Here is a 26339-nt window from a genome sequence, read left to right on the forward strand (position 1 = left end):
CGTAACCGACCCCCGAGGAGCCCGAAGGTGACGACGCCGGCATGGCTGACCGTACTGACCACGACGGACAGTGAGGAGAAGGCTCACGCCCTGGCGCAGGGCGCGGTGGAGGCGCGGCTCGCCGCCTGCGTACAGATCTCCGCGCCCGTCACCTCGGTCTACCGCTGGCAGAACGCCATCGAGACCACCGAGGAGTGGCAGCTGCTGTTCAAGACGACGGCCCAGCGTTACGAGGAACTGGAGACCCACCTCCTGGCAGCGCACGACTACGAAACACCGGAGATCATCGCGATCCCGGTGCTACGGGGCAGCGCCCGCTACCTCGACTGGGTCTCGGCCGAGACCGCCCCGGACGCCTCCCTCTAGAGCCGACAGCCGACAGCCGCCTCCGCCGCCCGTCCCTACCGCTCGTCCGCGGCCAGGGCCTCCCCGATCCCGGGCTCCTGGGGGCCCAGGAAGTACGGGTCGGGCTTGAACACCGCATCCAGCGCCGCCTTGCCCGCCGCGAATATCTCCCGCGTACCGCCGTAGTACCAGTTCACATCGTGTACGGCGTCGACGCCGACCCCGTATGCATCGATCCCCGCGGTCCGGCACAGCGCGATCGCCCGTCGGATGTGGAACCCCTGGCTCACCAGCACCGCACGGTCGACGCCGAAGATCTTCTTGGCCCGCACGCACGAGTCCCAGGTGTCGAACCCGGCGAAGTCGCTCACGATCCGCTTGTCCGGCACGCCATGCGCCCTGAGATACGTGCGCATGGCGTCGGGTTCGTCGTACTCCTTCCGGCTGTTGTCACCGGTCACGAGCACAACCTTCACCTTCCCGTCCCGGTACAGCTCGGCGGCGGCTTTGAGCCGGTTCGCGAGATACGGCGACGGCTTGCCTTCCCAGAGACCGGCCCCGAACACCATGGCGACCTGCTGCGCGGGCGCGTCCGCGGTCGTCCTGACGCGGGCGTCGGCCACGGAGTACATCCAGGTCGCGGGCGCCAGCGCCGCCACACAGGCGACCATCACCCCCTGCACGAGCCGCCGCTGCCCGCGCCGCGTCCGCGGCCACCGCGGCCGCAACCGCCCCAGTCGTCCCGGCTGCTTCTCCCGCATGGGTGTCCCCCTGTTCGCGCCCTGTGCAGTGCTGTCCCACTTGTTCGGACGAGACGGACGAGGCATGGGTTCCGATGCTCACTCCGGAGGGGCCGGGCGTGCTCCTCCGGTGCAACTCGGACCGAGACCGGCGGTTGGCCGGGGGACGCCCAATAGCATCGGGCAATGTTGCTTCCACGACTGATCGCCTCCGATCTCGACGGCACGCTCCTGCGCAACGACGGGACGCTCTCGGCTCGTACCCTGCGCGCCCTGCGCACGGCCGAGAGCGCCGGTGCGGAGGTCGTCCTCGTCACCGCCCGGCCGCCCAGATTCGTCGACCGGCTCGCCGAGGCCGCCGGGCTCGGCGGGACGGCCGTGTGCAGCAACGGGGCGCTGGTGTACGACATCGGGACGCGCACTGTCGTCTCCTCCCGAGCCCTGCCCCTCGCCACCGCCCGGCGCGTGGCCACCGCGCTCGCCGCCGCCGTGCCCGAGATCGGCTTCGCCCTGGAGACCGGCAGTCACGTCCTGTACGAACCCGCCTACCGGCTGCGGCTCTCCGAGGACATCGACGCCGAGCTGCCCGTACCGTCGCTGACGGATCTGTGGCTGACCGACCTCCCTGTCACCAAGTTGCTCGCCTGGTCGGACCGGCTCGACGCGGACGCCCTGCTGGCCGCGGCCGAGGAAGGGGCGGGCGACGAGGTACAGCTCACCCACTCCGGCGGGCGCGGGCTGCTGGAGATCAGCGCGTCCGGCGTCACCAAGGCCGGAACCCTCTCGATGCTGTGCGCCGGGCGGGGCATCGACGCCACGGAGGTCATCGCCTTCGGCGACATGCCCAACGACCTGACCGTCCTCGACTGGGCCGGAACCGGCTACGCGATGGGCAACGCCCACCCGAGCGTGCTGGCCGCCACGCGGACGCACACGCTCTCCAACGAGGAGGACGGGGTCGCGCACGTTATCGAGCGGCTCTTCGGCGGCGCGGCCTGACACCGGTAGGTGGGCGACGAAGACGACCTGGGACCGACTCCCCCAGCTGCTTGAACTTCACGGAGGCGTCCTCCAGTGGAATGTCTTGCAGCTGCGCACACTGGCCGCGTATCCGCCTGAGCCCTCTTGTCGGCCCGGCCGTCTACTGTCGGAGCCATGGAGGACGGCATGGACGGCACGGACGGCACGGACGGCACGCAGGACACACAGGACACGCAGGACCACGGCACGGCCCCCTACAGTGCGGCCGACGCCGAGCGCTGGGACACCGAGCAGGACAAACGGCCCGGTCGTACCGCATTCCAGCGTGACCGTGCCCGGGTGCTGCACTCCGCCGCGCTGCGCCGGCTCGCCGGGAAGACCCAGGTCGTCACCCCCGGCACCCGCAGCCACGCCTGGGACGCCAGTCCACGGACCCGGCTCACTCACTCTCTGGAATGCGCCCAGGTCGGCCGCGAACTCGGGGCGGCGCTCGGCTGCGACCCCGATCTGGTCGAAACGGCCTGCCTCGCCCATGACCTGGGCCACCCGCCGTTCGGGCACAACGGGGAGCAGGCGCTGAACGACTTCGCGTCGGACTGCGGCGGCTTCGAAGGCAACGCCCAGTCGCTGCGCCTGTTGACCAGGCTCGAACCGAAACGGTTCGTGCCCGACACCCGGACCGGCGAGCTGGTCAGCGTCGGACTCAACCTCACCCGTGCCGCTCTGGACGCCGCCACCAAGTACCCGTGGCCGCGCGGTGGGAACCCCTCCGATCCCGGCTCGCCGAAATTCGGGGTGTACGAGGACGACCTGCCGGTCTTCGAGTGGGCACGCCACGGCGCCCCGAAGGACCGCAAGTGCTTCGAGGCCCAGGTCATGGACTGGTCCGACGACGTCGCGTACTCGGTACACGACTTCGAGGACGGGCTGCACGCCGGTCACATCGACCCCAACTGCCTTTATGCCGAGCCCGAGCGGAACGAGATCTGGGCGGTCGCCATCGGCCGCTACGTCCCGGCGGACACCGACCCCGAGGAGCTGGCCGACGCACTGGACCGGCTCATCGGCCAGGACTGGTGGCCGCACGGCTACGACGGATCCGCCGTCGCCCAGGCCCGGCTGAAGGACGCGACGAGCCAACTGATCGGCCGGTTCTGTCTCGCCGCCGAGAGCAGCACCCGACTGGCGTACGGGACGGGGCGCCTCGGCCGGTACGCAGCCGAACTCGTCGTCCCCCGCGAGGCACGCAACGAATGCGCCGTGCTCAAGGCGGTCGCCGACCGGTACGTCATGCAGCGCGCCGAGCAGGAAGCGATCCGCGCCGACCAGCGGATCGTCATCGCGGAACTGGCCGCGGCGCTGACCGCACGTGCCCCGGAGGGGCTGGAGCCGCAGTTCCGGGCGCTGTTCTGCGCCGCCCACGACGACAGGGCCCGCAAGCGGGTCCTGGTCGACCAGATCGCCGCCCTGACCGACGCCTCCGCACGCTCCCTGCACGCATCGCTCACCGACCACCGTCGATGACAGGACTCGCGTCCCCGGACAGCCCTTAGGGCGCGGTATCGACCGAGCCACGCGGACCGGCCTGTGACCACTGGGCGTGACCTGATCGGTGTACACCCTCTTTCGCCATCACGCTGCGTGCGGGACGCTCGCAGTTGAGCCCCGCGCAGCAAGCACCGAGGAGGCATCACGTGGTCGACGCACATCGGACGTTCGTCATCGTCGGCGGAGGACTGGCAGGAGCGAAGGCAGCCGAGACACTCCGGGCGGAGGGTTTCAGCGGCCGGGTGATCCTTCTCGGCGATGAACGCGACCATCCGTACGAACGGCCTCCGCTCTCCAAGGGCTATCTGTCCGGCAAGGAGGAGAGGGACAGCGTCTTCGTCCATGAGGCCGCCTGGTATGCGGGCACCGACATCGAGCTCCACCTGGGCCAGCCCGTCACCCGCCTCGACCGGGAGGACCGCTCCGTACAGCTCGGCGACGGCACCGTCGTTCACTACGACAAGCTGCTGCTCGCCACCGGGGCCGAGCCGCGCCGCCTAGCCATTGCGGGTACGGACCTGGCCGGCGTCCACCATTTGCGCCGTCTGCCCCACTCCGACCGGCTGCGCAACGTACTGACTGTCCTCGGCCGCGACAACGGCCATCTGGTGATCGCCGGGGCCGGCTGGATCGGCCTGGAGGTTGCGGCGGTGGCGCGCGGGTACGGCGCCGAGGTCACCGTCATCGAACCGGAGCCGACGCCACTGCATCAGGTCGTCGGGCCCGAACTCGGCCAGATCTTTACCGATCTGCACGGCGACCACGGTGTCCGTTTCCACTTCGGCGTCCGCCTCACCGAGATCATCGGTCAGGACGGCCTGGTCCTCGCGGTCCGCACCGACGACGGCGAGGAGTACCCCGCCCACGACGTGCTCGCCGCGATCGGTGCCGCCCCCCGCACCGCCCTCGCCGAAGCCGCGGGGCTCGCCATGGCCTCGCGCGAGGACGGCGGCGGCATCGCCGTCGACGCCTCCCTGCGCACCTGTGACCCGCACATCTTCGCGGCCGGAGACGTCGCCAACATGCCCCATCCGCTGTTCGGCACCCGACTGCGCGTGGAGCACTGGGCGAACGCGCTGAACAGCGGCCCGGCCGCGGCCCGCGCCATGCTCGGCAAGGACGTCAGCTACGACCGGGTGCCGTACTTCTTCTCCGACCAGTACGACCTCGGCCTCGAATACTCGGGCTGGGCACCGCCGGGCAGCTACGACCAGGTGGTGATCCGCGGAGATGCGGGGAAGCGCGAGTTCATCGCCTTCTGGCTGAAGGACCGCCGGGTGCTGGCCGGAATGAACGTCAACGTGTGGGACGTCACCGAGGCCGTGCAGCAGCTGATCCGCTCCGGCCGGCAGCTCGACCCGGACGCGCTGGCGGACCCGTCCGTACCGCTGGTCTCCCTGAGCTGAGCCGAGCCGAGCCGAGCCGAGCGAGGTGAGTCGGCCGCTGCGACCGGTGGCCCCGGTCGCTCTCAGTCGTACGGCAGTCGCCAGGCGCCTCGCCAGGCACCCTCGCCGCCGGGTTCCCCGGATCACATCGGCGCGCGGCACGGCCGTCGTACCCCACCCGTAGACTTCACCCGTGGCAGGCAGGATCAATGACGACGATGTGAAGGCGGTACGGGACGCGGTCCCGATCGACGCCGTCGTTTCCGAGTATCTCCAGCTGCGCAACGCCGGCGGTGGCAACCTCAAGGGCCTCTGCCCGTTCCACGACGAGAAGTCCCCCTCCTTCCAGGTCAGCCCGAGCAAGGGTCTCTTCCACTGCTTCGGCTGCCAGGAGGGCGGCGACACGATCGCCTTCGTGATGAAGATCGACCATCTCTCGTTCTCCGAGACGGTCGAACGGCTCGCCGCCAAGGCGGGCATCACCCTGCGGTACGAGGAGGGCGGGTACAACCCCTCCCACCAGCGCGGTGAGCGCATCCGGCTGGTCGAGGCGCACAAGGTGGCCGCCCGGTTCTTCGTCGAGCAACTGGACAGCCCCGAGGCCGAGATCGGCCGGAAGTTCCTCGCCGAGCGCGGCTTCGACCAGGCGGCGGCCGCCCATTTCGGCGTCGGCTACAGCCCGGCGGGCTGGGACCACCTCACCCGCTATCTGCGCGGCAAGGGCTTCAGCGACAAGGAGCTGATCGCCTCCGGCCTCTCCCAGGACGGCAGGCGCGGCCCCATCGACCGCTTCCGCGGCCGGCTGATGTGGCCGATCAGCGACACCTCCGGCGATGTCGTCGGCTTCGGCGCCCGCAAGCTGCGCGACGACGACAGCGGACCGAAGTACCTCAACACCCCAGAGACCGCGATCTACAAGAAGTCCCAGGTGCTGTACGGGATCGACCTGGCGAAGAAGGACATCGCGAAGGCCAGCCGGGCCGTGGTCGTCGAGGGCTACACCGACGTCATGGCCTGCCATCTCGCCGGGGTCACCAACGCCATCGCCACCTGCGGTACGGCCTTCGGCGGCGACCACATCAAGATCCTGCGCCGCCTCCTGATGGACAACGGCAGCGCCCGGGTGATCTTCACCTTCGACGGTGACGCGGCCGGGCAGAAGGCCGCCCTGCGCGCCTTCGAGGACGACCAGAAATTCGCCGCCGAGACGTACATCGCGATCGCCCCGGACAACATGGATCCGTGCGATCTGCGCCTGGCCAAGGGCGACGAGGCCGTCCGCGACCTGGTCGAACCCCGCACCCCGCTCTTCGAGTTCGCGCTCCGCCAGATCGTCGGCCGGTACGACCTGGAGACCCCGGCGGGCCGCGGCGCCGCGCTCGACGAGGCGGCACCCGTCGTCGCCCGGATCAAGAACAGCTCCTCGCAGCACGAGGTCGCCGTCCAGCTGGCCGGTATGCTCGGCATCCTGGACACCCAGTTCGTGGTCAAGCGCGTAGGCCAGCTCGCCCGCTGGGCCCGCGAGCGGGGCGAGCAGCGGGGCCCCGCGCAGGCCCCGTCCCGCGGTGGCCCCCAGCCCCAGCAGGTCCGGGCGCCCGCCGCACCCTCGGGCCCCGCCCTCAACCTCCGCAGCCCCGCCCACCGCACCGAGCGCGAGCTGCTCAAGCTCGCCCTGCAGAAACCCGCCCTCGTCTCACCGGCCTTCGACGCCTACGGGGCCGACGAGTTCACGGCCCCGCCGTACGCCGCGGTCCGGCAGTGCATCGCGGAGGCGGGCGGCGCCGAGATGGGGGTCCCGGAGACCCGCGAGTACCTGGCCCAGGTGCTGGACGCGGCCCCCAACGACACGGTGCGCAATCTGGTCACCGAGCTGGCGGTGGAGGTCTTCCACGGCAAGACCATCGACGAGACGTACGCGGGCATGCAGCTCGTCCAGGTCCGGCTGCGCGCCGTCGACCGCCGGATCAACGACGTACAGGGCAGCCTCGCCCGCCTCGGCAGCAATGTCGCCCCGGACCATCTGGCTGCCGCGCAGAACGAGGTCTGGGTCCTCCAGCAGTACGCCCAGGCCCTGCGCAACAACGGCGCCGACGCGCTCTGACGCGGGGTTCCGGCGCCGCGGCCGGGAACACGCCCTAGGGCCGCCCAGTCTCCGTAACCGTCCGGTCACGGACCGGACTCAGAAAGTCCCCGCACGCCCCTCGTGGCGGCGATGTGTCTTCCCCCACACTGGGGGCGGTGCCTGAGACCGACCGGAGCGCGGCCGGCCCACCGAACGGTGGTCCTCCATCCCCGCGATCCGGCAGCGATCACCTGGAGGTCGCCCCCGTGCAGACCCGGACCCTGACCAAAGCCGAGCATGTCTCGGCAATACCCGCGCAGAACCGGGCAGTGCGTCATCCACAGGCCGTGGTCGAGCCCCAGACGCCCTGCGATCCACCCGGCCCACCCGAGGTACTCATGGAGGAGCTGCCCCAGGCGTCCGAACCGCCGGAGCCGCGGGGCCGTCCGGAGGCCGTCGGTCCGTCCTCCGATCTCTTGCGCCAGTATCTGCGGGAGATCGGCCGGATTCCGCTGCTCACTGCCGCCGACGAAGTGGAGCTCGCCCGCCGCGTCGAGGCCGGACTCTTCGCCGAGGAACGGCTTGCGAGGACCCCGGACCCGGACACCCGGCTGGGCGTCGATCTCGACCGGTTGGTGGTCATGGGGCGGATGGCGAAACGCCGTCTCATCGAGGCCAACCTCCGCCTCGTCGTCTCCGTCGCCAGACGTTATGTCGGCCGCGGGCTGACCATGCTCGATCTCGTCCAGGAGGGAAACCTCGGACTGATCAGGGCGGTCGAGAAGTTCGATTATGCCCGGGGGTACAAGTTCTCGACGTACGCGACCTGGTGGATCCGGCAGGCCATGTCCCGCGCCCTCGCCGACCAGGCACGGACCATCCGGGTCCCGGTCCATGTCGTCGAACTGATCAACCGGGTCGTGCGGATGCAGCGCCGGATGCTTCAGGAGCGCGGATACGAGCCGACGCCCGAGGAGGTCGCCGACCAGCTAGACCTCACCCCGGAACGAGTCGGCGAAGTCCTGCGGCTCGCCCAGGAACCCGTCTCGCTGCACGCCCCGGTCGGCGAGGAGGAGGATGTCGCCCTCGGTGACCTGATCGAGGACAGTGACGCCGCTTCCCCGGTCGAGTCCGCCGCGTTCCTGCTGCTGCGCGAGCACCTGGAAGCGGTGCTCTCCACGCTGGGCGAGCGCGAGCGGAAGGTGGTCCAGCTGCGCTACGGGCTGGCCGACGGGCGGCCCCGCACGCTTGAGGAGATAGGCAGGATCTTCGGCGTGACACGCGAACGCATCCGCCAGATCGAGTCCAAGACCCTCAGCAAGCTGCGGGACCACGCCTTCGCCGACCAGCTCCGCGGCTACCTCGACTGACAGTGATGATGTCCGTGGTGACGCCGCCGGTGGACGGGCCGCACCGCCGACCGGCGGTACGGCCCCGTCATGTGGGCGGACGACGCCGTCATGTGGGCGGACGACGCCGCTTTCGATACACGCTCCAGTGCCGGTCGCGGCTCTAGTCGACCTCGGCGACCGCCTGCGCGAACTGCGCCGAATACAGCCTGGCGTACGCGCCCTCGGCATCCAGCAGCTCGTCGTGCGTGCCCTGTTCGACGATCGAGCCGTTCTCCATCACCAGGATGACGTCGGCATCCCGGATGGTGGAGAGCCGGTGCGCGATCACAAAGCTCGTACGACCGTGCGCCAGGCGCGCCATCGCCTTCTGGATCAGCACCTCGGTACGGGTGTCGACGGAGCTCGTCGCCTCGTCGAGCACCAGGATCACCGGGTCGGACAGGAATGCCCGCGCGATGGTGATCAGCTGCTTCTCGCCCGCGCTGACGCCGGAGCCCTCGTCGTCGATCACCGTGTCGTAGCCGTCCGGCAGGGTACGGATGAAACGGTCCGCGTGGGCCGCCTTCGCCGCCTCCTCGATCTCCTCCCGGGTGACCTCGCGCGAAGCGCCGTACGCGATGTTCTCCGCGATCGACCCGCCGAACAGCCAGGTGTCCTGGAGGACCATGCCGATCCCCGACCGCAGGTCGTCGCGCGACATATGTGCCACGTCGACCCCGTCGAGGGTGATCCGGCCGCCCGTCACCTCGTAGAACCGCATCAGCAGATTGACGAGCGTGGTCTTGCCCGCGCCGGTCGGGCCGACGATCGCGACCGTGTGACCCGGCTCGACGTTCAGCGACAGGTCCTCGATGAGCGGCTTCTCCGGGTCGTAACGGAACGACACCTTCTCCAGCGAGACGCTGCCCCGCAGCTCCTCGGGGCGCTCGCCCTTGCCGGGCGCGGGGTCGGCGCCCTGCTCCTCGGCGTCCAGCAGCTCGAAGATCCGCTCGGCCGACGCGACACCCGACTGCACCAGGTTCGCCATCGAGGCGACCTGGGTCAGCGGCATCGAGAACTGCCGCGAGTACTGGATGAACGCCTGCACGTCACCGATCGACAGCGAACCCGAAGCGACCCGAAGACCACCGACGACGGCGATCAGCACATAGTTCAGGTTGGAGACGAACATCATCAGCGGCTGCATGATCCCGCTGTTGAACTGTGCCTTGAAGCCCGCCTCGTACAGCGCCTCGTTCTGCTCGGCGAAGTCCCTCGCGGACTCCTCCTGCCGCCCGAAGACCTTCACCAGGGTGTGCCCGGTGTACATCTCCTCGATATGGGCGTTGAGCTTGCCCGTCACCTTCCACTGCTGCACGAACTGCGGCTGGGACCGCTTGCCGACCTTCGCGGCCACGACCACCGAGAGCGGCACCGTCGCCAGCGCGACCAGTGCCAGCAGCGGTGAGACCCAGAACATCATGATCAGTACGCCGATGATGGTGAGCAGGGAGTTGATGAGCTGGCCCATCGTCTGCTGCATCGTCTGCGAGATGTTGTCGATGTCGTTCGTTGCCCGGCTGAGCACCTCGCCGCGCTTGGCCCGGTCGAAGTACGACAGCGGCAGCCGCGACAGCTTCGTCTGGATGTCCTCGCGCAGCTGGAATATGACCCGGTTGATGATCCGGATCGACAGCCGGGTCGCCACCAGCATGAACAGCCCGGCTCCGACATAGACCGCCAGCGCCACCAGCAGTACGTCGCCCACCGCACCGAAGTCGATGCCGTGACCGGGGACGAAGTCCACCCCGGAGAGCATGTCGGCGAGGCCGCTGTCGGTCCTGCGCAGGCCCTCGACGGCCTGCTCCTTCGTCGTGCCGTCGGGCATCTGCCGGCCGATCACACCGGCGAACACCAGGTCGGTCGCCTTGCCGAGGATCTTCGGCCCGACCACCGACAGGCCGACGCTCAGCACGCAGGCCGCCAGCATCACGTACAGCGAGGTCTTCTCCGAGGCGAAGCGCTTCAGCAGCCGCTTCGAGGACCCCTTGAAATCCATGGACCGGTCGGTCGGCGCCCCGCCGGCCATCATGCGTCCGCCAGGACCGGCCATTACGCGGCCTCCGCTTCCGTCAGCTGGGAGAGCACGATCTCCCGGTACGTTTCATTGCCGTCCATCAGCTCGTGATGGGTTCCGGAGCCGACGACCCGGCCCTCGTCCAGCACCAGGATCCGGTCGGCGTCGCGGATGGTGGACACGCGTTGTGCCACGATCACGACGGTCGCCTCGGCCGTCTCCAGCGCCAGTGCCCCGCGCAGCGCGGCGTCGGTCGCATAGTCGAGCGCGGAGAACGAGTCGTCGAAGAGGTAGATCTCCGGCCGCTGCACCAGCGTCCTGGCGATCGCCAGACGCTGACGCTGACCGCCGGAGACATTGGTGCCGCCCTGCGCGATCGGCGCGTTCAGACCGTGCTCCAGTGCCTCGACGAACTCCTTGGCCTGTGCGACCTCCAGCGCGTGCCAGAGCTCCTCGTCGGTGGCGTCCGGGTTTCCGTACCGGAGATTCGTCGCGACGGTCCCGGAGAACAGATACGGCTTCTGCGGAACGAGACTCACGGTCTTCGCCAGCAGCGCCGGCTCCAGCATCCGGACGTCCGTGCCGTCGACCAGCACCTGGCCGTCCGTCACATCGAACAGCCGGGGTACGAGGCCCAGCAGCGTCGACTTCCCGCTGCCCGTCGACCCGATGATCGCGGTGGTCTCGCCGGGGCGGGCCACCAGGTCCACCGACCGCAGCACCGGCTCCTCGGCGCCCGGGTAGCGGAAGTCCGCGCCGCGGACCTCCAGATGACCGTGGGCGCGCAGCTCGCTGACCGGCTTGACCGGCGGAACCACGCTCGACTCGGTCTCCAGGACCTCCTGGATACGTTCGGCGCAGACCTCGGCGCGCGGCACCATCATGAACATGAAGGTGGCCATCATCACCGACATGACGATCTGCATCAGATAGGCGAGGAACGCGGTCAGCGCGCCGATCTCCATGCCGCCGCTGTCGATGCGGTGGGCACCGAACCAGACCACGGCGATCGAGGACACATTCACGACCGTCATCACGGTCGGGAACATCAGCGCCATCAGCCGGCCCGTGGACAGCGCCACATCGGTCAGATCGTTGTTGGCTCCGCGGAAACGCTTTTCCTCGTAACGGTCGCGCACGAAGGCGCGGATGACCCGGTTGCCGGTGATCTGCTCGCGCAGCACCCGGTTCACGGTGTCGAGCCGCTCCTGCATGGTGCGGAACAGCGGCCGCATCCGCTTGACGATCAGGCTCACCGCGATGCCGAGCACCGGCACCACCGCGAGCAGCACCGCCGACAGCGGGACGTCCTGGCCGAGCGCCATGATGATGCCGCCGACGCACATGATCGGCGCCGAAACCATCAGGGTGAACGTCATCAGCACCAGCATCTGGACCTGCTGGACGTCATTGGTCGTACGGGTGATCAGCGAGGGCGCGCCGAACCGCCCGACCTCGCGCGCCGAGAACGACTGCACCCGGTCGAAGATCGATGCCCGGATGTCACGGCCCAGCGCGGATGCGGTGCGGGCGCCGAAGTAGACCGCCCCGATGTTGCAGACCACCTGAACAATGCTGACGGCGATCATGATGCCGCCGAACTTCAGGATGTAGCCCGTATCTCCCTTGACGACACCGTTGTCGATGATGTCGGCGTTCAGGGTGGGCAGATAGAGGGTGGCGCAGGTCTGCAGGAGTTGGAGGACGACCAGCAGCAGGATCGGTTTCTTGTACGGACCGAGATAAGCCCGCAGGAGTTTTATGAGCACGCGTGTCTCTCGGAGTCGGCAGAGGTCGGGGGAGTCGACCCATTTTCCGTTACCCCCGACCGCGACAGCGAACGATTTTATTCAAGACCAGGTCAAAAAGAAGACCGAGTACACACGTGGAAGATCGATCTCCACGGGTGCACCCGGTCATGTCACGCACGGTGGCCGCATCACGGCACGGAGTCGAACGCCCCCGGGTGAATCTGGTCACGCGTGGCCACGTACTGCTGGCGCACCGCCCGGCCGACCGCCAGCTCATCGCCAGGCTCCAGCACCTGCGCCGCGGCACCCTGCCAGGCCGGGGGAGTGAGCGGATCGGCCGTCCCCTGCGAGACCCCCAGCGCCCAGGCCGCCTGCCGGGCCGCACCCAGCGCCGCGTACTCGGCGGGCTGCGGCACGACCACCTGGGTGCCGAACAGGGCGGGCGCGAGCCCCTGCACCGCGGGCAGCTCGGCCGCCGCCCCCAGCAGGAACACCCGCCGCACCTCGACACCGCGGCCGCGCAGCACGTCGAGCGCGTCGGCCAGCGAGCACAGCATCCCCTCGAACGCCGCCCGCGCCAGATGTTCCGGCTTCATCGACTCGCGACGCAGCCCGCACAGCGTCCCCGCCGTGTGAGGCAGATGCGGGGTGCGCTCGCCCTCCAGATACGGCAGGAGTACGAGCCCGGAGGCGCCCGGCGTCGACTTCAGTGCCAGCGCGGACAGCTCCTCCAGCCCCTCCACGCCCAGCATCTCGACGGACCCGCGCAACGCACGTACCGCATTCGACGTGTACACCACCGGCAGATGCATCCCGGTCGCGTCCGCGAACGAAGTGATCATCCCGCCCGGATCGGACAGCGCTTCGTGGTGCACCGCCATGACCGAACCCGACGCACCCAGCGACACCACCGCGTCGCCGACCCCGACCCCGAGCCCGAACGCCGCCGCCATCGTCTCGCCGGTCCCCGCGGAGATCAGCAGCCCTTCGGGCGTCGTTCCGGCCGCATCGCAGGGGCCGAGCACCTCGGGCAGCGCGACCTGGTGCCCGAGCGCGAGCTCCACCAGGTCGGGCCGGTAGGAACCTCTGCCCGCCGACCAGTAACCGGTGCCGGACGCGGCACCACGGTCGGTGGTCCGCCGGGTCGGCCGCCCCAGCAGTTGCCACACCAGCCAGTCGTGCGGCTGCAGCACCGAGGCCACGCGCTGGGCCGCCTCCGGCTCGGTCCGCGCCAGCCAGCGCAGCTTCGACACCGGCTGCGCGGCCCGCGGTACCGACCCGACCGCCTCGACCCAGGACTGCCGCCCGCCGAGCCCGTCGATCAGATCGGCCGCGGCCACCTGAGCCCGCTTGTCATTGCCGAGCAGCGCCGGGCGTACGAGATTGCCCTGGTGGTCCAGCGGCACCAGACCGTGCTGCTGCGCGGAGACGCCGATGGCCTGCACGCCTTCGAGCAGCCCGCCGGTGGCGGCCTCACCGAGCGAGAGCAGCCACGCCTGCGGGTCGACCTCGGTGGCCTTCGCCTCGACGGGGTGCGCGGCGTAGCCCCGGCGCAGCACGGCGCCCGTGTCCGTATCGCAGACGACGATGTGTGTGAAGGCGGAAGAACTGTCCAAGCCGGCGACTATGCCCATGCCCAAGATTCTGCCGCACCGCCGGGGTGTTTCCGTACCGGTGGGGCGGCAGTGAGTGCGCGGCACTAGGGCGTGTTTCGAAAGTCCCGTCTGGCCGGGGGCGTCCGGCACGCACGTTCGCCGCGTTGTCGGTCGTCGGCGCAGCCCGCTGCGCTCTCCTCCCTCCGCCTTGCGATCGCACGCACCAGACGCCCCCGGCCCCGCCCTGCGGGCGGACGACGCCACTTTCGAAACACGCCCTAGGTGTTGGTGGTGCCCCAGTCGTCCTCGTTGTTCTGGTTGCGGTCCCGCAGGGAGCGCATCCGGTCGGTCACCGAGGCGGGCATCTTCTCGCCGACCTTGTCACTGACCGCGTGGTAAGCCTTGCAGGCCAGATCGCGGCCGTTCTGCGCCGCGGACTCGGCGGTATTGCGCACGGCCGGATTCTGGGCGAACTGACGTGCGGACTTCTTCAGCTGCTCGTAACGCTCGCGCCCGGCCCGTGCGCCGATGACGTATCCGAGGGCCAGTCCGGCGATGAACGTGAGCCGGTACCGCATGGCTGCCACCCTTCCTTGCTCAGTGCGACGTGTGCTGCTCGCCTACCCGCGGGCACCCGAGATCACCCCGGGAGGTACCGATTGGCAAAACACCCCCCTGCTTGCGCTAATGTATGTGTCGCAGCGAACGCGCGCCGCCCGGCAGGAGCCAGGTAGGCAGGGTTCGGTGCAAACGCAGCAATCCCCTGTAGCTCAATTGGCAGAGCAGCCGGCTGTTAACCGGCAGGTTACTGGTTCGAGTCCAGTCGGGGGAGCGCGATCCCCTGTAGCTCAATTGGCAGAGCATTCGGCTGTTAACCGGAGGGTTACTGGTTCGAGTCCAGTCGGGGGAGCGGTGCGGAAGAGGACCCTGCGGGGTCCTTTTTCGCGTGCCCGTCGCCGGTCCTCCGCCGCGGTGCGTGTGCGGTGCACGAGAATCTTTCGCGTCTACTTCGCTCCGTTCGGAACCGGGCAGGGGGCAGTGTGGTCTTCATGGTCAGGCGAAGCCGACCATCCGGAGCGAGAGATCGTATGACCGGCTATGCTGCGGCAGACGGCGCGCACACTTGTACGCGCCACGCCGAAAAGGGGCGGTAGCTCAGCCGGTTAGAGCAGCGGACTCATAATCCGTCGGCCGTGGGTTCGAGTCCCACCCGCCCCACTGCCGCTGTGTCGGCAGAAACGTTATGACCTGCGTGTATGCAGGCGGTAGGGCCCTCATGGATTCCATGGGGGCCCTCACCATAGCTCCGGACCAAGATCAAGCAACCGCGCCGCAGCCCGGCGCGTCGCCCGCCGGACCTCTCGCGTCGTCAGGGAGCGTACGGGCGGGCCCGATTGGGCGGGGAGCGGTGCGGCCTCGAAGGGTAGTCGCGCCCGTACCGCCCGCGTTGGCTCTGTGGCCGGTTTGTTCGCGTCTGTAGAGGAGTGCCAGAGAGTCGCTTATGGCAACGCTCTGAAAGCTTGTGGTACTTCGCGAGTTTTGTGCGAATTGATGCCTGTACGAGTTGTTGGTCCCAGGGGGGCGTCGTAGTGTCGGTAGTGCCGCAGCAAAAGCAAGGAGCGGCGCAGCTTCACCCTCCGAAGGAGGCGAAGATGAAGGTACGCAGCATCTTCGACTACGGCGGTCACGGCGGTCACGGCGGTCACGGCGGACGCGGCGGACGCGGTGGATACGGCGGACGCGGCGGACGCGGTGGATACGGCGGACGCGGCGGACGCGGTGGATACGGCGGACGCGGCGGACGCGGCGGCCGGGGGCGATACTGACCCCTGAAGCCCCGACACCATCCCCAATGCGAGGCAGGCCCGCGCTCCGGCGCGGGTCGGCTTCGCATGTGGGTCCGCGCCTATGGAGATGGTCCATAGTCCGAGCACCTCTGTGACGTGACGCCCATGCGCCTCCGCAGCTCACCCCGGCGCCCAGCGCCCCCGGAAGAGACTTCTCAGGACTCGGTGACGGATGTCCCGATCCGCACGGCCCCCATCAGCATCGCCGTGGCGTTCCGGCGCTTCTGGCCACTGACCCAAGGCGACCGGCGCTGGCTTCTTCTCATCTTCCTGTGTGCCATCCTGGCCGCCATCGCCGAGACCATCACGGTCCTGCTCTTCGCCGAACTCACCGACACCGCTCTGCAGACCGGTTCCGTCAGCGCCTTCTGGAAACCTGCCGGCCAGTGGCTTGCGGTGGCCGTCGCCGGTGCGGTGGTGGGGTACCTGGGCAACTCGATCGCTGCCTGGATCGCCGAACGCTTCGTGATGCGGCTGCGGGCCCGTGCCTTCAGCCATCTCCAGACGCTGCCGCCGCACTTCTATCAACGCAATCGCCGCGGTGACCTGGTGGAGCGGCTGACGGGTGATGTGGAAGCCATCGAAGCGCTCGTGGTCTCCGGCATCGTCGGGGCGGCCTCGGCCCTGTTCAGCGCGCTCTTCTACGCCGCCGCCGCCCTGTGGCTGCGCTGGGACCTGGCCCTCGCCACACTGGTCATGGTGCCGTTCTTCTGGTTCACGACCACCCGTTTCGCCGGGCCGCTGCGCGCGGTGTCCCGGCGCGGCCGCGCGGCGGACGGTGCCATCACGGCAGTGGTCGAGGAGACATTGGTCAACGTCGTCATGACCCAGGTGTACAACAGGCAGCACGACGAGGAGGCGCGGCTCCTCAGCAAGGCACGTATCCGGCTGAAGGCAGCGGTGAAGGCCGTCCGCCTCACCGAGTTCTACGAGCAACTCGTCGAGGTCCTCGAAACGTTGTGCGTTCTGGCGATCATCGGCCTGGGGGCGTGGGAGATCTCCGCGGGGCGGATGACGCTCGGCCAGCTCCTGGCCTTCGCCGCCTTCATCGGCTACCTCTACCCGCCGATCCGCTCCCTGGGCCAGCTCGGCCTGACGGCCACCGCCGCGACAGCGGGAGCCGCACGGCTGCTGGAGATTCTCGACGCCGAGCCCGCTGTCACCGACCCGGCCGCCTCCGTGCCCGCCCCGCCCCGGAGCCGTGCGCTCGGCGAGGTGGAGGCGCGTCAGGTCTTCTTCCACTACCCCGGCAGCAGCGAGCCGGTTCTCCGGGATCTCTCGTTCACCGCGAGCCCGGGGGAACTGCTGGTCATCACCGGCCCCAGTGGCGCGGGCAAGTCGACCCTGGCGGCTCTGCTGCTGAGGTTCTACGACCCGGATTCCGGCAGTATCCGGCTGGACGGCCTGTCCGTGGACCAGTTGCCGCTGACCTATCTCCGCCGGAACATCACGCTGCTGCCCCAGGACACGCTCGTCCTGCACGACACCATCGAGCAGAACATCGCTTGCGGACGCACGGATGTGACCCACCGTGACGTAGTGGAAGCCGCACGGGCGGCCGACGCCGACGCCTTCATCGGCGCATTGCCGGAGGGATATGACACAGTCATATCCACCGGCACGTCCCGGCTCTCCGGAGGTCAGCTGCAGCGCATCGCGATCGCCCGCGCCATGCTGCGCGACGCGCCCGTCCTCCTCCTCGACGAGCCCACCACCGGACTGGACCGACTGGCCGCACAGCGCATCCTCGCGCCGCTGCGACGCCTTGCCGAAGGACGCACCACCATCGTGATCACGCACGACCTGGCCTTTGCCGCGGACGCCGACCGCATCCTGGTTCTGGACGAGGGGCGTCTCGTGGAGTCGGGCACGCATACCCAACTCCTGGGCCGGAGAGGTTTGTACGCCACTTTGTTCGAGCGCCGTACCCAAGCGCACAACGGCACTGCGTACTCGCCCGCCCGCCCGTCGGGAATCCACTGGCGTTAGGGCGTGAGCGGGCGCCGAACTGCCCGGCCGATCGCGCCGACTGACAATCGTGGGCGAGGTCGTTACCATCCGCTGTGACCGAAACAGCCGAAGAGCCCGCGCACCGCACACGAATACTCGCTGACTTGACGCCGCTGCGGACCTCCCCGGACTACCGGCGGCTCTGGTTCGGCAACACGGTTTCCTGGATCGGGCAGGGAATGACGGCGCTCGCTGTCTCGCTCCAGGTCTACGACATCACCGGGTCCGCCTTCTCGGTCGGACTCATCGGGTTCTGTTCGTTCCTGCCGCTGGTCGTCTTCGGGCTTTACGGCGGGGCCGTCGCGGACACCATCGACCGACGCAAGCTGGGACTGGCCAGCTCCGCGGGGTCGTTCGTCCTCTCTGTCGGTCTGGTCGCCGCCACCGTCGCCGGGGTGGAAGAGGTGGGGCTGCTGTACGCGGTCGTCGCCCTCCAGGCGGCCTGCTTCGCGGTCAACGCACCGGCCCGCAGCTCGATGATCGCCCGGCTGCTTCCGGCCGAGCAACTGCCCGCCGCCAACGCACTCAACTCCATGACCAGCACCACCGGCACGCTGGTCGGGCCGATGCTCGGCGGGCTCGTCGTCGGCTGGTGGGGTTACCGGGCCGCGTACACCGTCGACGCCGTCACCTTCACCGCTTCGCTGTACGCGATGTGGCGGCTGCCCTCGATGCTGCCTGAGCGGGAGGAGGGCGCGGGCGGCAAACGGGCATCCGTCGCGGACGGGCTGCGCTTCCTGGGGACCAGGCCCAATCTGCGGATGACCTTCTTCACCGACCTCTGCGCCATGGTGCTGGCCCATCCCCGGGCGCTGTTCCCCGTCGTCGCCGTGGTCTGGTACGGCGGTGACGCGAAGACCACCGGGCTGCTGGTCGCCGCTCCCGCGCTGGGGGCGCTGCTCGGCGGGGTGTTCTCCGGATGGCTGGGACGCGTGCGCCGCCACGGCCTCGCCGTGCTCCTCGCCGTCGCCTCCTGGGGCACCGCCATCGCGATCTTCGGGCTGACCCGTCAGCTCTGGCTCGGGCTGATCTTCCTGGCGCTCGCCGGGTGCGCGGACACCACGTCGATGGTCTTCCGGAACACCATGCTCCAGGCGGCCGTGCCGGACGAGATGCGAGGACGGCTGCAGGGCGTGTTCATCGTCGTCGTGGCGGGCGGACCGAGGCTCGGCGACTTCCTGGCCGGATCGGTCGCCGATCTGACCTCGCCCGGCCTGGCGGTGACCGGGGGCGGGATCGCCTGTGTCGTGGCCGTATCGCTGCTGGGGCTGCGGTGGCGCGGGTTCGCGCGGTACGACGCGAGGGACCCGCAGCCCTGACGGCCCCCAGGTCGTCAGTCCCCGGGCGGAGCCGGCCGCACCACGGCGCGGGCGACGCCCAGTTCCACCAGGTCCTGGGGGCGCAGCCGCAACTGGTCGGCCGTGGCGTGCAGCTCGTCCGGGGTGCGCTTCAGGATCGCCGCAGCCAGTTCCGGGGCGATCACCGAGAAATAGCTGTCCTGGGTGACATAGGTGTTCCCCGGTGCCGCCAGGGCCAGTGCGCCGCCCGAGCCGCCCTCGCCGATCACCAGCGTCGTGACGGGAACCCTGGCCTCGGCTATCGCCGCGAAGGCGTCGGCTATCGCCGCGCCCGCGCCCGCCCGTTCCGCCTCGGCGTCGTTCGCCGCGCCCGGGGTGTCGATCAGAGTGAGTACGGGAACACCGAGCCGGTCGGCCAGCCGGATCACCCGGGCCGCCGTGCGGTAGCCGGCCGGGCGGGTCGCGGTGCCGCACTGGGCGACGTACGCGACCGTCCGGTCGCCGCGTCGACCGAAACCGCAGCGCAGCCCCGGATCCGTACCACCGCAGCGGTCGCCGCTGAGCGGGAGCCGGTGGTCGAAATACGCGTCCAGATACGCCTCGGCGTGCGGCCGGGAGGGGGAGCGGGCCTGCCGGACCGCGTCCCAGCCGGTCACCGGGAGGCCGGTGGCGGAGAGGGCGTCCGGCACGGGGGCGGGTGAGGGGGCCGTAGAACCAGGAGTACGGAGCGCCTCCAGCCAGCGGGCCACCGTCCCCGGGAGCTCGTCCGGCGGGACGACTGCGTCGATCTGGCCCGCGGCGAGCTGGCCCTCGGCGGTGTACGCGTGAGGGTCCGCGTCCGCGGGCCGCACCCGTGAGCCGGCGAACCCCACCTGGGCGCCCGGCAGCGCCAGGATCACATCGGCGCCCGCCCCCAGCGTGGCCCAGCCGCCGCCCGTCGTCGGGTCGCGCACCACCGCGAGCTGCGCGGGGCCGGCCGCCCGCAGCCGTGCCGAGGCGCGGGCCACGCGCTGCAGCTGGGTCAGGGCGACCATGCCCTCCTGCATCCGGCTGCCGCCCGTCGCGATGAGCGAGACGAGCGGCAGCCCCCGGGTCCGGGCGGCCTCGTACGCGGCCTCCAGCCGGTCCCCGGTACGCCGGCCCAGCGAACCGCCCAGGAACCCGAACTCGAACGAGACCAGGACACAGCGCCGGTCGGCGACGGACGCGAGGCCGTGGACGACGGACTCCTCCTCGCCGGTACGGGCGGCGGCGCGGGCCCGGGAGTCCGCGTACCCGGCCCAGGAGAGGGGCCCGTCCCCGGCACTGTCGCGGCCGGGCGCACCGGCTTCGGTGAACTCCTCGAACTCGGTGGTGAGGGCCGCGATCGCCGCCCTCGCCGTCAGCCGGTCAGACATGGAGCGACCGCTTCATGATCTTGCCCAGGTCGTTGCGGGGCAGCGCTTCCAGGTAGCGGACCGTGCGCGGGCGCTTGTGCGGGGACAGCTGGGCGGCCACATGGTCCGCGAGCTCGTCCTTCGTCGGGGGAGCGGCGGGGTCGGCCGGCACCACCCAGGCGATGATCCGCTCGCCCAGATCCGGGTCCGGTTCACCGGTGACGGCGGCCTCGCGGACACCGGGGTGGTCGAGGAGCGCGTTCTCGATCTCACCGGCGCCGATCTTGTACCCGCCGCTCTTGATCAGATCGGTGGCCTTGCGGCCGACGATCCGTACATAGCCGTCCGTGTCACGGGTGGCCATGTCTCCTGTACGGAACCAGCCGTCCTCGGTGAGAGCGGCGGCCGTGGCGTCGGGGCGGTTCAGATAGCCGGTGAACAGGTTCGGGCCGCGCACCTGGATCTCGCCGATGGCGTCGGGGCCGGGTTCGGTGAGGACGGTGCCGTCCTCCTCGACCAGGCGCAGCTCGACGCCGCGCAAGGGTGCGCCGACCGTGCCGGGGCGTGGTTCGCCGTCGGCCCGGACGCCCGTGTTCATCAGGGTTTCCGTCATGCCGTACCGCTCGATGACCCGGCGGCCGGTCGCGGCCGCGATCCGCTCGTGGTCGTGGACCGGCAGCGCGGCAGACCCGGACACCAGCAACCGGGCCCCGGCCAGCGCCTTCGCCAGCCCGTCCGCACCGGGGGCGGAGCCGTCGAGGGACTCCGCCAGCCGGTGGTACATCGTCGGTACGCCGAAGAGCATCGTGCCGCCGGACGACAGCTCCCGGGCCACACCGTCGGCGGAGAACCTGCCCAGATGCCGCACCGATCCGCCCCGGCGCAGCGGACCGAGCACACCCAGGATCAGACCGTGCACATGGAACAGCGGCAGGGCGTGGACGAGCACGTCGTCGCCGGTCCACTGCCAGGCGTCCTCCAGCGCGTCCAGCGACGAGGCGATCGCCCGCCGCGGCAGGATCGCGCCCTTGGGCGGGCCCGTGGTGCCGGAGGTGTAGACGATCAGCGCGGGGGACTCGGGGGAGGGCTCCGGGAGCGCGGCGCCGTCGCCCTCGTCGTCCGGGGCGGTGTCGACATCGATACGGTCCAGGGCGTCCAGCACCGGCGGGAGCACGTCGCCCGCCCCGGCCAGCACCGCGGTCGGTTCGCTGTCGGCCACGATGTGCGCGAGTTCGCGCGTCCCCGTCTTCGGGTTGAGCGGCACCGCCGGCACACCGGCCCGCAGCGCGGCCACGACGGCGACCACGGTCTCGGGCGTGGGCGTGGCCCAGACGGCGACTCGTCCGGCACCGCTGAGACGCGCGGCGAGCACGGTGGATGCGGTGGCCAACCGGTCGTACGTCATGGTGTGTTCGCCGAACCGGGTGGCTTCCCGGGCGGAACCGTCATCCGGCACAAACAGAAGAGGAGTCACCCACCGCACTCTAAGGGCTGTCCCGTAATCCCTGGTGGGCGCGCGACGACAGCTGCTTCCCCAAGCTCTCGGCTGCGCTCGAGCAGGGGAGGCCCCATCCTCGCCGCGTTGTCGGAACGCCCGAATACATCCAGTATTCGGGCGTCCCTCCGCCTTGCGATGCACCACATCTGACGCCGCGCGCTGATCCACCACGGATTACGGGACAGCCCTTAACGACCTCGCCCACGATTGGCAGTGGGAGAAGGAGCGGCGTCTGCGGCGGGCACAAGCCATGGGCCCGTCCGGATGCGCCTTGGACCGAAGTCATCATTCGGACAAAGCTGCGACAATCGCGGTATGGACCGTCTGGACAGGGAAATCCTCGGCATCCTGCAGGAGGATGCCCGGATCTCGTACCGCGATCTGGGCGTACGGGTCGGGCTCAGCGCCAACGCCGCGGCCGACCGGGTGCGCCGGCTGCGTCGCGACGGTGTCATCCGCGGCTTCACGGTGATCATCGACCCCGCCGCCGACACGCGTACGGGTCTTGTCGTCTTCATCGATGTGTCGCTGCGGATGGACACGACGAACGAGGTGTTCGAGCGGGCGGTGCTCGCTCTGCCCGGCATCACCGAAGTGGTGCATGTGACCGGCGGCCACGACTATCTCGTACGGGCCACCGTCGCCGACACCACAGCCCTGGACGGACTGCTGCGCAGACTCAAGCGGGAGGCCGGCGTCGCCCACTCCAACACGCGCGTCGCACTCAGAGCGGCGCCTGCCAGATGAGGGTCGACGAGCGCGAGCCGTCCTCGTCGCGGCCGTCGTCGGCGACCGCCGGCCGGACCCCGGCCCGTCCGGCACCATACGCCGCACCCCCGTCGCGCTCAGCAGGCGAGCGGGGTCAGAACCATCGGCTGGATCTCGCCGTCCAGCATCGCGCCGAGTCCCAGTACGGAGCACACGTCGGGCCGCTCCGCGATGTGCACGGGCACGCCCGTCGCATTCCGCAGCATCTGATCGAGACCGGGCAGCAGCGCGCTGCCGCCCACCATCACGATCCCGCAGTCCGCGATGTCGGCCACCAGGTCGGGCGGGCAGTCCCGAAGGATCTTGCCGAGGCCGTCGAACACCGCGGTCAGCGGGGCGTGGATGGCCTGCCGCACGGCGTCGGTGTCGACGTGCACCGAGCGGGCCAGGCCGGTCGCCACATCACGGCCGTGGATCTCGGTCGTGATAGGAACGTGCGCGGCCGGACCGCTGCCGCTGAGCGCCAGCTGGAGCGGGCGCACGGACTGGCTCGGCAGTATCAACTCGTGGTGATGGCGCAGATGCTGGATCACCGCGTGATCGATGGCGTCGCCGCCGATCGGGATGCGCACGGCGGTCACGATCGAACCGAGCGAGAGCACCGCGATCTGAGTGGTCGCCGCCCCGCACACCATGATCATGGAGGCGGTCGGCTGCTCGACGGGCAGCCCGCAGCCGACGGCCGCAGCGATCAGGGTGTCGACCAGTTCGACCCGCCGGGCGCCCAGCCCGACCAGGGTCTCGACGGTGGCCCGCTGGGCGAGCGGATCGCTGTCGTGCGGGGTGCAGGCGGCGGCCCGCAGCCGAGGCTTGCGGCGCAGCTGGCGGCGGAGCTTCTCGCCGAGCAGCTGGCGGAGCATGCGCTGGGCCATCTCGATGTCGACGACGGTTCCGCCGGTGACCGGGCGGACCACCCGGATGTAGTCGGGGGTGCGGCCTGTCATCTGCTCGGCGAGCGTGCCGACGGCGATGAGCGAGCCGGTACGGGTGTTCATGGCGGCGACACTCGGTTCGTCCACGACAAGCCCGGGCCCCTTGATGTACACGCGGGTCCGGGCGGCCCCGAGGTCGACGGCGACATGGCAACGGCGCAACTGCTCAAGACTGACGGTCACGGCAGGTTCTCCCGAGAGCGCTGATCGGCGGTACCGGCGGCAGCCGGCTCTCTACGCATCGTGCGCCGTTCGGAGTCATTGCGCGCGCCGGGGTGGGCCGTAGGGGTGCAGAGCTGACGGACCGACAGAAAAGTGCGGTACGGGGAAGTCAGCCGCCCAGCATCCGCCGCAACAGGTCCCGCAGCATCGCCCGGTCCGCGTCCGACAGCTCGGCCAGTGGCTCCCGGGCGAAAGTGAGCGAGTCACGCAGCTGCTGTGCCGTCCGCGCCCCCTTCTCCGTCGGGGCGGCCAGCTTCACCCGCCGGTCGGCCGGATCCGGCTTGCGCTCCACCAGGCCGCGCGTCTCCAGCCGGTCCACGATGCCGGTGACATTCGACGGCTCGCACTTCAGCTTCTGCGCGATCTTGCGCATGGGCATCGGCTCCAGGGAGAGGAGCCCGAGCACGCGCGCCTGGGCGCCGGTGAGGGAGTGGGCCGCCGCGGCCTCGTCGTACTCCTCGTAGTAGCGCGCCACGACGGTACCGATGAGCTCGACGACTTCGAGGGTCAGGGGATCTGTACGAGTGGTGGCCATGACACCCAGGATAGTCGGTTGCTTGACAAGGTGAAATATTCAGGGGCATTGTTGTTTCACGTCGTGAAGTATTTTGTTGCGCCTGCCGGCCCCCACCGGCCCGGGCGAAGCTTCCCCTACCCCGTAAGGCACTGAGGAGACCTCGAGCCCATGTCTGCAGCACTTCCCACGTCCAGCCGTGAATGGCACCTCGTCGCCCGCCCCCACGGCTGGCCGAAGGCCGAGGACTTCGCCCTGCGCGAGGCCCCCGTCACCGCTCCCGGCGAGGGCCGTGTCCTCGTCCGCAATCTGTACTTCTCGGTCGATCCGTACATGCGGGGCCGGATGAACGACGTGAAGTCGTACGCCCCGCCCTTCAAGCTGGACCACCCGATGGACGGCGGCGCGGTCGGCGAGGTCATCGCCTCCGACGCCGAGGGGATCGCGGTCGGCGACCACGTCCTGCACGGCCTCGGCTGGCGCGAGTACGCCGACGTCCCGGCCGAGCACGCCGTGAAGGTCGATGCGTCGCTCGCCCCGCTCTCCGCCTATCTCGGCGTGCTCGGCATGACCGGGCTCACTGCCTACGCGGGCCTCTTCGAGGTCGCGTCCTTCAAGGAGGGCGACGCCGTCTTCGTCTCCGGCGCGGCCGGTGCGGTCGGCAGCCAGGTCGGACAGATGGCGAAGCTCAAGGGCGCCTCGCGGGTCATCGGCTCGGCCGGCTCCGACGAGAAGGTCAGGCTTCTCGTGGAGGAGTACGGCTTCGACGCGGCCTTCAACTACAAGAACGGCCCGGTCGCCGAGCAGCTGCGCGAGGCCGCACCCGACGGCATCGACGTCTACTTCGACAATGTCGGCGGCGAGCACCTCGAAGCGGCGATCTCCTCGCTCAACGTGCACGGCCGCGTCACCGCCTGCGGAATGATCGCCCAGTACAACGCCACCGAGCCGCCCCCCGGCCCGAGCAACCTCGCCATGGTCATCGGCAAGCGGCTGCGCATCCAGGGCATGCTCGTCAGCGACCACGCCGCACTCCAGCCGCAGTTCGTCCGGGAGGTCGCCGGCTGGCTGGCCTCGGGCGGGCTGAAGTACCGCGAGACTCTCGTCGAAGGCATCGAGAACGGGTTCGACGCCTTCACGGGCCTGCTGCGCGGCGAGAACACCGGAAAGATGATCGTTTCCCTCGCCTGACGACCCCCGGCGGGCGCACCCGCGGCCGGAACGGCTCCTGCCCCCACCAGTACGCTGATGCCATGCGTGATCTAGGGGCGGGCTTCGGCTACTTGATAAAGGGACAGCGATGGGTCGGCAGGCACGGACGCTGGTTCGGCCTCGGGCTGCTGCCCGGACTCGTCACTCTTGTCCTGTACGCGGCGGCGCTCGTCGGCCTCGGCTACGGCGCCGACGACCTCGTGAGCTGGGCGACCCCCTTCGCCGACGACTGGTCATCGCCCTGGCTCGGTCTGTTCCGTAACACCCTGACGGTGCTGGTCTTCGCCCTCGGGCTCTTCCTCGCCGTGATCACGTTCACCGCCGTGACGCTGCTGGTCGGCGAGCCCTTCTACGAGTCCCTCTCGGAGGAGGTCGACCGCACGGAAGGCGGCGAGGTTCCCGAGTCCGGGCTGCCGCTCTGGCGGGATCTGTGGATATCCGCCCGCGACAGCATCCGCATCCTGGTGCGGGTGGGGCTGTACTCGGTGCTGCTCTTCGCCCTCGGGTTCATACCGGTCGTCGGCCAGACCGTCGTCCCCGTGATCGGTTTCTGCGTCACCGGCTACTTCCTCTCCGAGGAGCTCACCGCCGTCGCGCTCCAGCGCCGCGGCATGGTCCTGAAGGACCGGCTCGTCCTGCTGCGCGGGCGCCGCATGCTGGCCCTCGGCTTCGGCGTACCGCTGGGACTCGCCTTCCTCGTCCCGTTCGTCGCCGTGTTCCTGATGCCGGGCGCCGTCGCCGGAGCCACCCTGCTGGCACGGGATCTGGTGGCGCCCGACGAGGACGCGGCCCCTGCCCCGTACACCCTCGAGAAGGGCTGAGGAGATTCCGCGGCCACAGGATCGGT

Annotated in this window: 21 protein-coding genes and 3 tRNA genes; 15 read left to right on the forward strand and 9 right to left on the reverse strand. The window is 69.9% G+C overall.

The window, feature by feature from the left end; translation table 11 throughout:
• Positions 1–27 precede the first annotated feature (27 nt).
• A complete protein-coding gene (cutA, locus tag ACH4EW_RS04200) occupies positions 28–366 on the forward strand; it encodes a divalent-cation tolerance protein CutA (RefSeq protein WP_398251048.1) in 339 nt (112 codons plus the stop codon).
• A gap of 35 nt (positions 367–401) precedes the next feature.
• Here cutA and ACH4EW_RS04205 read toward each other — a convergent pair whose 3' ends face one another.
• On the reverse strand, positions 402–1106 hold the full coding sequence (locus tag ACH4EW_RS04205) for a vancomycin high temperature exclusion protein (RefSeq protein WP_398251050.1): 705 nt from the start codon (positions 1104–1106) through the stop codon (positions 402–404).
• Between the two features lie 180 nt (positions 1107–1286).
• Here ACH4EW_RS04205 and ACH4EW_RS04210 point away from each other — a divergent pair, with 180 nt between their 5' ends.
• The 5 genes from ACH4EW_RS04210 to ACH4EW_RS04230 all read left to right on the forward strand — a co-directional run bounded on the left by ACH4EW_RS04210 (position 1287) and on the right by ACH4EW_RS04230 (position 8431).
• Positions 1287–2084, forward strand: coding sequence for a Cof-type HAD-IIB family hydrolase (locus ACH4EW_RS04210; RefSeq protein WP_398251283.1), 798 nt, complete (start codon positions 1287–1289; stop codon positions 2082–2084).
• 168 nt (positions 2085–2252) lie between these two features.
• The gene (locus ACH4EW_RS04215) at positions 2253–3590 is read left to right on the forward strand and encodes a deoxyguanosinetriphosphate triphosphohydrolase (protein ID WP_398251285.1); all 1338 of its coding nucleotides are present in this window, start codon (positions 2253–2255) and stop codon (positions 3588–3590) included.
• Positions 3591–3760: 170 nt separating this feature from the next.
• Positions 3761–5020, forward strand: a complete 1260-nt coding sequence (locus tag ACH4EW_RS04220) for an NAD(P)/FAD-dependent oxidoreductase (RefSeq protein ID WP_398251053.1) — start codon at positions 3761–3763, stop codon at positions 5018–5020.
• A gap of 172 nt (positions 5021–5192) precedes the next feature.
• On the forward strand, positions 5193–7100 hold the full coding sequence (gene dnaG, locus ACH4EW_RS04225) for a DNA primase (protein WP_398251056.1): 1908 nt from the start codon (positions 5193–5195) through the stop codon (positions 7098–7100).
• 227 nt (positions 7101–7327) lie between these two features.
• Positions 7328–8431, forward strand: coding sequence for an RNA polymerase sigma factor (locus ACH4EW_RS04230; protein ID WP_398251059.1), 1104 nt, complete (start codon positions 7328–7330; stop codon positions 8429–8431).
• Positions 8432–8573: 142 nt separating this feature from the next.
• Here the strand turns inward: ACH4EW_RS04230 and ACH4EW_RS04235 are convergent, their stop codons facing one another.
• The 4 genes from ACH4EW_RS04235 to ACH4EW_RS04250 all read right to left on the reverse strand — a co-directional run bounded on the left by ACH4EW_RS04235 (position 8574) and on the right by ACH4EW_RS04250 (position 14393).
• Positions 8574–10505, reverse strand: a complete 1932-nt coding sequence (locus ACH4EW_RS04235) for an ABC transporter ATP-binding protein (RefSeq protein ID WP_398251062.1) — start codon at positions 10503–10505, stop codon at positions 8574–8576.
• Positions 10505–12238, reverse strand: a complete 1734-nt coding sequence (locus tag ACH4EW_RS04240) for an ABC transporter ATP-binding protein (RefSeq protein WP_398251065.1) — start codon at positions 12236–12238, stop codon at positions 10505–10507. Before ACH4EW_RS04240 ends, ACH4EW_RS04235 begins: the two co-directional genes overlap by 1 nt.
• A 170-nt stretch (positions 12239–12408) precedes the next feature.
• Positions 12409–13854: an FGGY family carbohydrate kinase gene (locus ACH4EW_RS04245; protein ID WP_398251068.1), complete on the reverse strand. Its 1446-nt coding sequence runs from the start codon at positions 13852–13854 to the stop codon at positions 12409–12411.
• 239 nt (positions 13855–14093) lie between these two features.
• Positions 14094–14393, reverse strand: coding sequence for a YtxH domain-containing protein (locus ACH4EW_RS04250; RefSeq protein WP_398251071.1), 300 nt, complete (start codon positions 14391–14393; stop codon positions 14094–14096).
• A gap of 181 nt (positions 14394–14574) precedes the next feature.
• Between ACH4EW_RS04250 and ACH4EW_RS04255 the strand changes: the two genes are divergently transcribed.
• The 6 genes from ACH4EW_RS04255 (at position 14575) to ACH4EW_RS04280 (ending at position 18991) form a co-directional block, all read left to right on the forward strand.
• Positions 14575–14647 (forward strand) — tRNA-Asn (locus ACH4EW_RS04255).
• Positions 14648–14652: 5 nt separating this feature from the next.
• Positions 14653–14725, forward strand: a tRNA-Asn gene (locus ACH4EW_RS04260).
• 234 nt (positions 14726–14959) lie between these two features.
• A tRNA-Ile gene (locus ACH4EW_RS04265) sits at positions 14960–15033 on the forward strand.
• Between the two features lie 434 nt (positions 15034–15467).
• Entirely contained in the window at positions 15468–15641 is a 174-nt protein-coding gene (locus ACH4EW_RS04270) for a hypothetical protein (RefSeq protein ID WP_398251073.1), read from the forward strand.
• Positions 15642–15827: 186 nt separating this feature from the next.
• The gene (locus tag ACH4EW_RS04275; RefSeq protein ID WP_398251076.1) at positions 15828–17651 is read left to right on the forward strand and encodes an ABC transporter ATP-binding protein; all 1824 of its coding nucleotides are present in this window, start codon (positions 15828–15830) and stop codon (positions 17649–17651) included.
• 74 nt (positions 17652–17725) lie between these two features.
• Positions 17726–18991 (forward strand): MFS transporter, encoded by a 1266-nt coding sequence (locus ACH4EW_RS04280; RefSeq protein ID WP_398251079.1) that lies wholly within the window; start codon positions 17726–17728, stop codon positions 18989–18991.
• A gap of 14 nt (positions 18992–19005) precedes the next feature.
• Here the strand turns inward: ACH4EW_RS04280 and ACH4EW_RS04285 are convergent, their stop codons facing one another.
• Both ACH4EW_RS04285 and ACH4EW_RS04290 read right to left on the reverse strand, forming a co-directional pair.
• Complete coding sequence (locus tag ACH4EW_RS04285; protein ID WP_398251082.1) at positions 19006–20367, reverse strand: carboxyl transferase domain-containing protein; 1362 nt, start codon at positions 20365–20367, stop codon at positions 19006–19008.
• On the reverse strand, positions 20360–21751 hold the full coding sequence (locus ACH4EW_RS04290; RefSeq protein WP_398251287.1) for an acyl-CoA synthetase: 1392 nt from the start codon (positions 21749–21751) through the stop codon (positions 20360–20362). Before ACH4EW_RS04290 ends, ACH4EW_RS04285 begins: the two co-directional genes overlap by 8 nt.
• 408 nt (positions 21752–22159) lie before the next feature.
• Here ACH4EW_RS04290 and ACH4EW_RS04295 point away from each other — a divergent pair, with 408 nt between their 5' ends.
• Positions 22160–22591, forward strand: a complete 432-nt coding sequence (locus ACH4EW_RS04295; protein WP_398251085.1) for an Lrp/AsnC family transcriptional regulator — start codon at positions 22160–22162, stop codon at positions 22589–22591.
• A gap of 98 nt (positions 22592–22689) precedes the next feature.
• Here the strand turns inward: ACH4EW_RS04295 and ACH4EW_RS04300 are convergent, their stop codons facing one another.
• Positions 22690–23727 carry a rod shape-determining protein gene (locus ACH4EW_RS04300; RefSeq protein WP_398251087.1) on the reverse strand — a complete coding sequence of 346 codons (1038 nt, stop codon included), beginning with the start codon at positions 23725–23727 and terminating at the stop codon, positions 22690–22692.
• A 148-nt stretch (positions 23728–23875) separates the two neighbouring features.
• Positions 23876–24301: a MarR family winged helix-turn-helix transcriptional regulator gene (locus tag ACH4EW_RS04305; RefSeq protein ID WP_398251090.1), complete on the reverse strand. Its 426-nt coding sequence runs from the start codon at positions 24299–24301 to the stop codon at positions 23876–23878.
• Positions 24302–24451: 150 nt separating this feature from the next.
• Between ACH4EW_RS04305 and ACH4EW_RS04310 the strand changes: the two genes are divergently transcribed.
• Both ACH4EW_RS04310 and ACH4EW_RS04315 read left to right on the forward strand, forming a co-directional pair.
• Positions 24452–25471 carry an NADP-dependent oxidoreductase gene (locus ACH4EW_RS04310; protein WP_398251093.1) on the forward strand — a complete coding sequence of 340 codons (1020 nt, stop codon included), beginning with the start codon at positions 24452–24454 and terminating at the stop codon, positions 25469–25471.
• 62 nt (positions 25472–25533) lie between these two features.
• Positions 25534–26313, forward strand: coding sequence for an EI24 domain-containing protein (locus ACH4EW_RS04315; RefSeq protein WP_398251096.1), 780 nt, complete (start codon positions 25534–25536; stop codon positions 26311–26313).
• The last annotated feature ends 26 nt before the right edge of the window (positions 26314–26339 follow it).

It is taken from the genome of Streptomyces sp. NPDC018000 (genome assembly GCF_044328025.1).
In the GTDB taxonomy this organism is placed as follows: domain Bacteria; phylum Actinomycetota; class Actinomycetes; order Streptomycetales; family Streptomycetaceae; genus Streptomyces.

Excerpts from the sequence above, each read along its gene's own strand:
- ACH4EW_RS04205 (WP_398251050.1), bottom strand. The coding sequence starts at position 1,106 with ATGCGGGAGAAGCAGCCGGGACGACTGGGGCGGTTGCGGCCGCGGTGG.
- ACH4EW_RS04215 (WP_398251285.1), top strand. The coding sequence starts at position 2,253 with ATGGACGGCACGGACGGCACGGACGGCACGCAGGACACACAGGACACG.
- ACH4EW_RS04235 (WP_398251062.1), bottom strand. The coding sequence starts at position 10,505 with ATGGCCGGTCCTGGCGGACGCATGATGGCCGGCGGGGCGCCGACCGAC.
- ACH4EW_RS04245 (WP_398251068.1), bottom strand. The coding sequence starts at position 13,854 with ATGGGCATAGTCGCCGGCTTGGACAGTTCTTCCGCCTTCACACACATC.
- ACH4EW_RS04250 (WP_398251071.1), bottom strand. The coding sequence starts at position 14,393 with ATGCGGTACCGGCTCACGTTCATCGCCGGACTGGCCCTCGGATACGTC.
- ACH4EW_RS04270 (WP_398251073.1), top strand. The coding sequence starts at position 15,468 with ATGAAGGTACGCAGCATCTTCGACTACGGCGGTCACGGCGGTCACGGC.
- ACH4EW_RS04285 (WP_398251082.1), bottom strand. The coding sequence starts at position 20,367 with ATGTCTGACCGGCTGACGGCGAGGGCGGCGATCGCGGCCCTCACCACC.
- ACH4EW_RS04290 (WP_398251287.1), bottom strand. The coding sequence starts at position 21,751 with ATGACGTACGACCGGTTGGCCACCGCATCCACCGTGCTCGCCGCGCGT.
- ACH4EW_RS04295 (WP_398251085.1), top strand. The coding sequence starts at position 22,160 with ATGGACCGTCTGGACAGGGAAATCCTCGGCATCCTGCAGGAGGATGCC.
- ACH4EW_RS04305 (WP_398251090.1), bottom strand. The coding sequence starts at position 24,301 with ATGGCCACCACTCGTACAGATCCCCTGACCCTCGAAGTCGTCGAGCTC.
- ACH4EW_RS04310 (WP_398251093.1), top strand. The coding sequence starts at position 24,452 with ATGTCTGCAGCACTTCCCACGTCCAGCCGTGAATGGCACCTCGTCGCC.
- ACH4EW_RS04315 (WP_398251096.1), top strand. The coding sequence starts at position 25,534 with ATGCGTGATCTAGGGGCGGGCTTCGGCTACTTGATAAAGGGACAGCGA.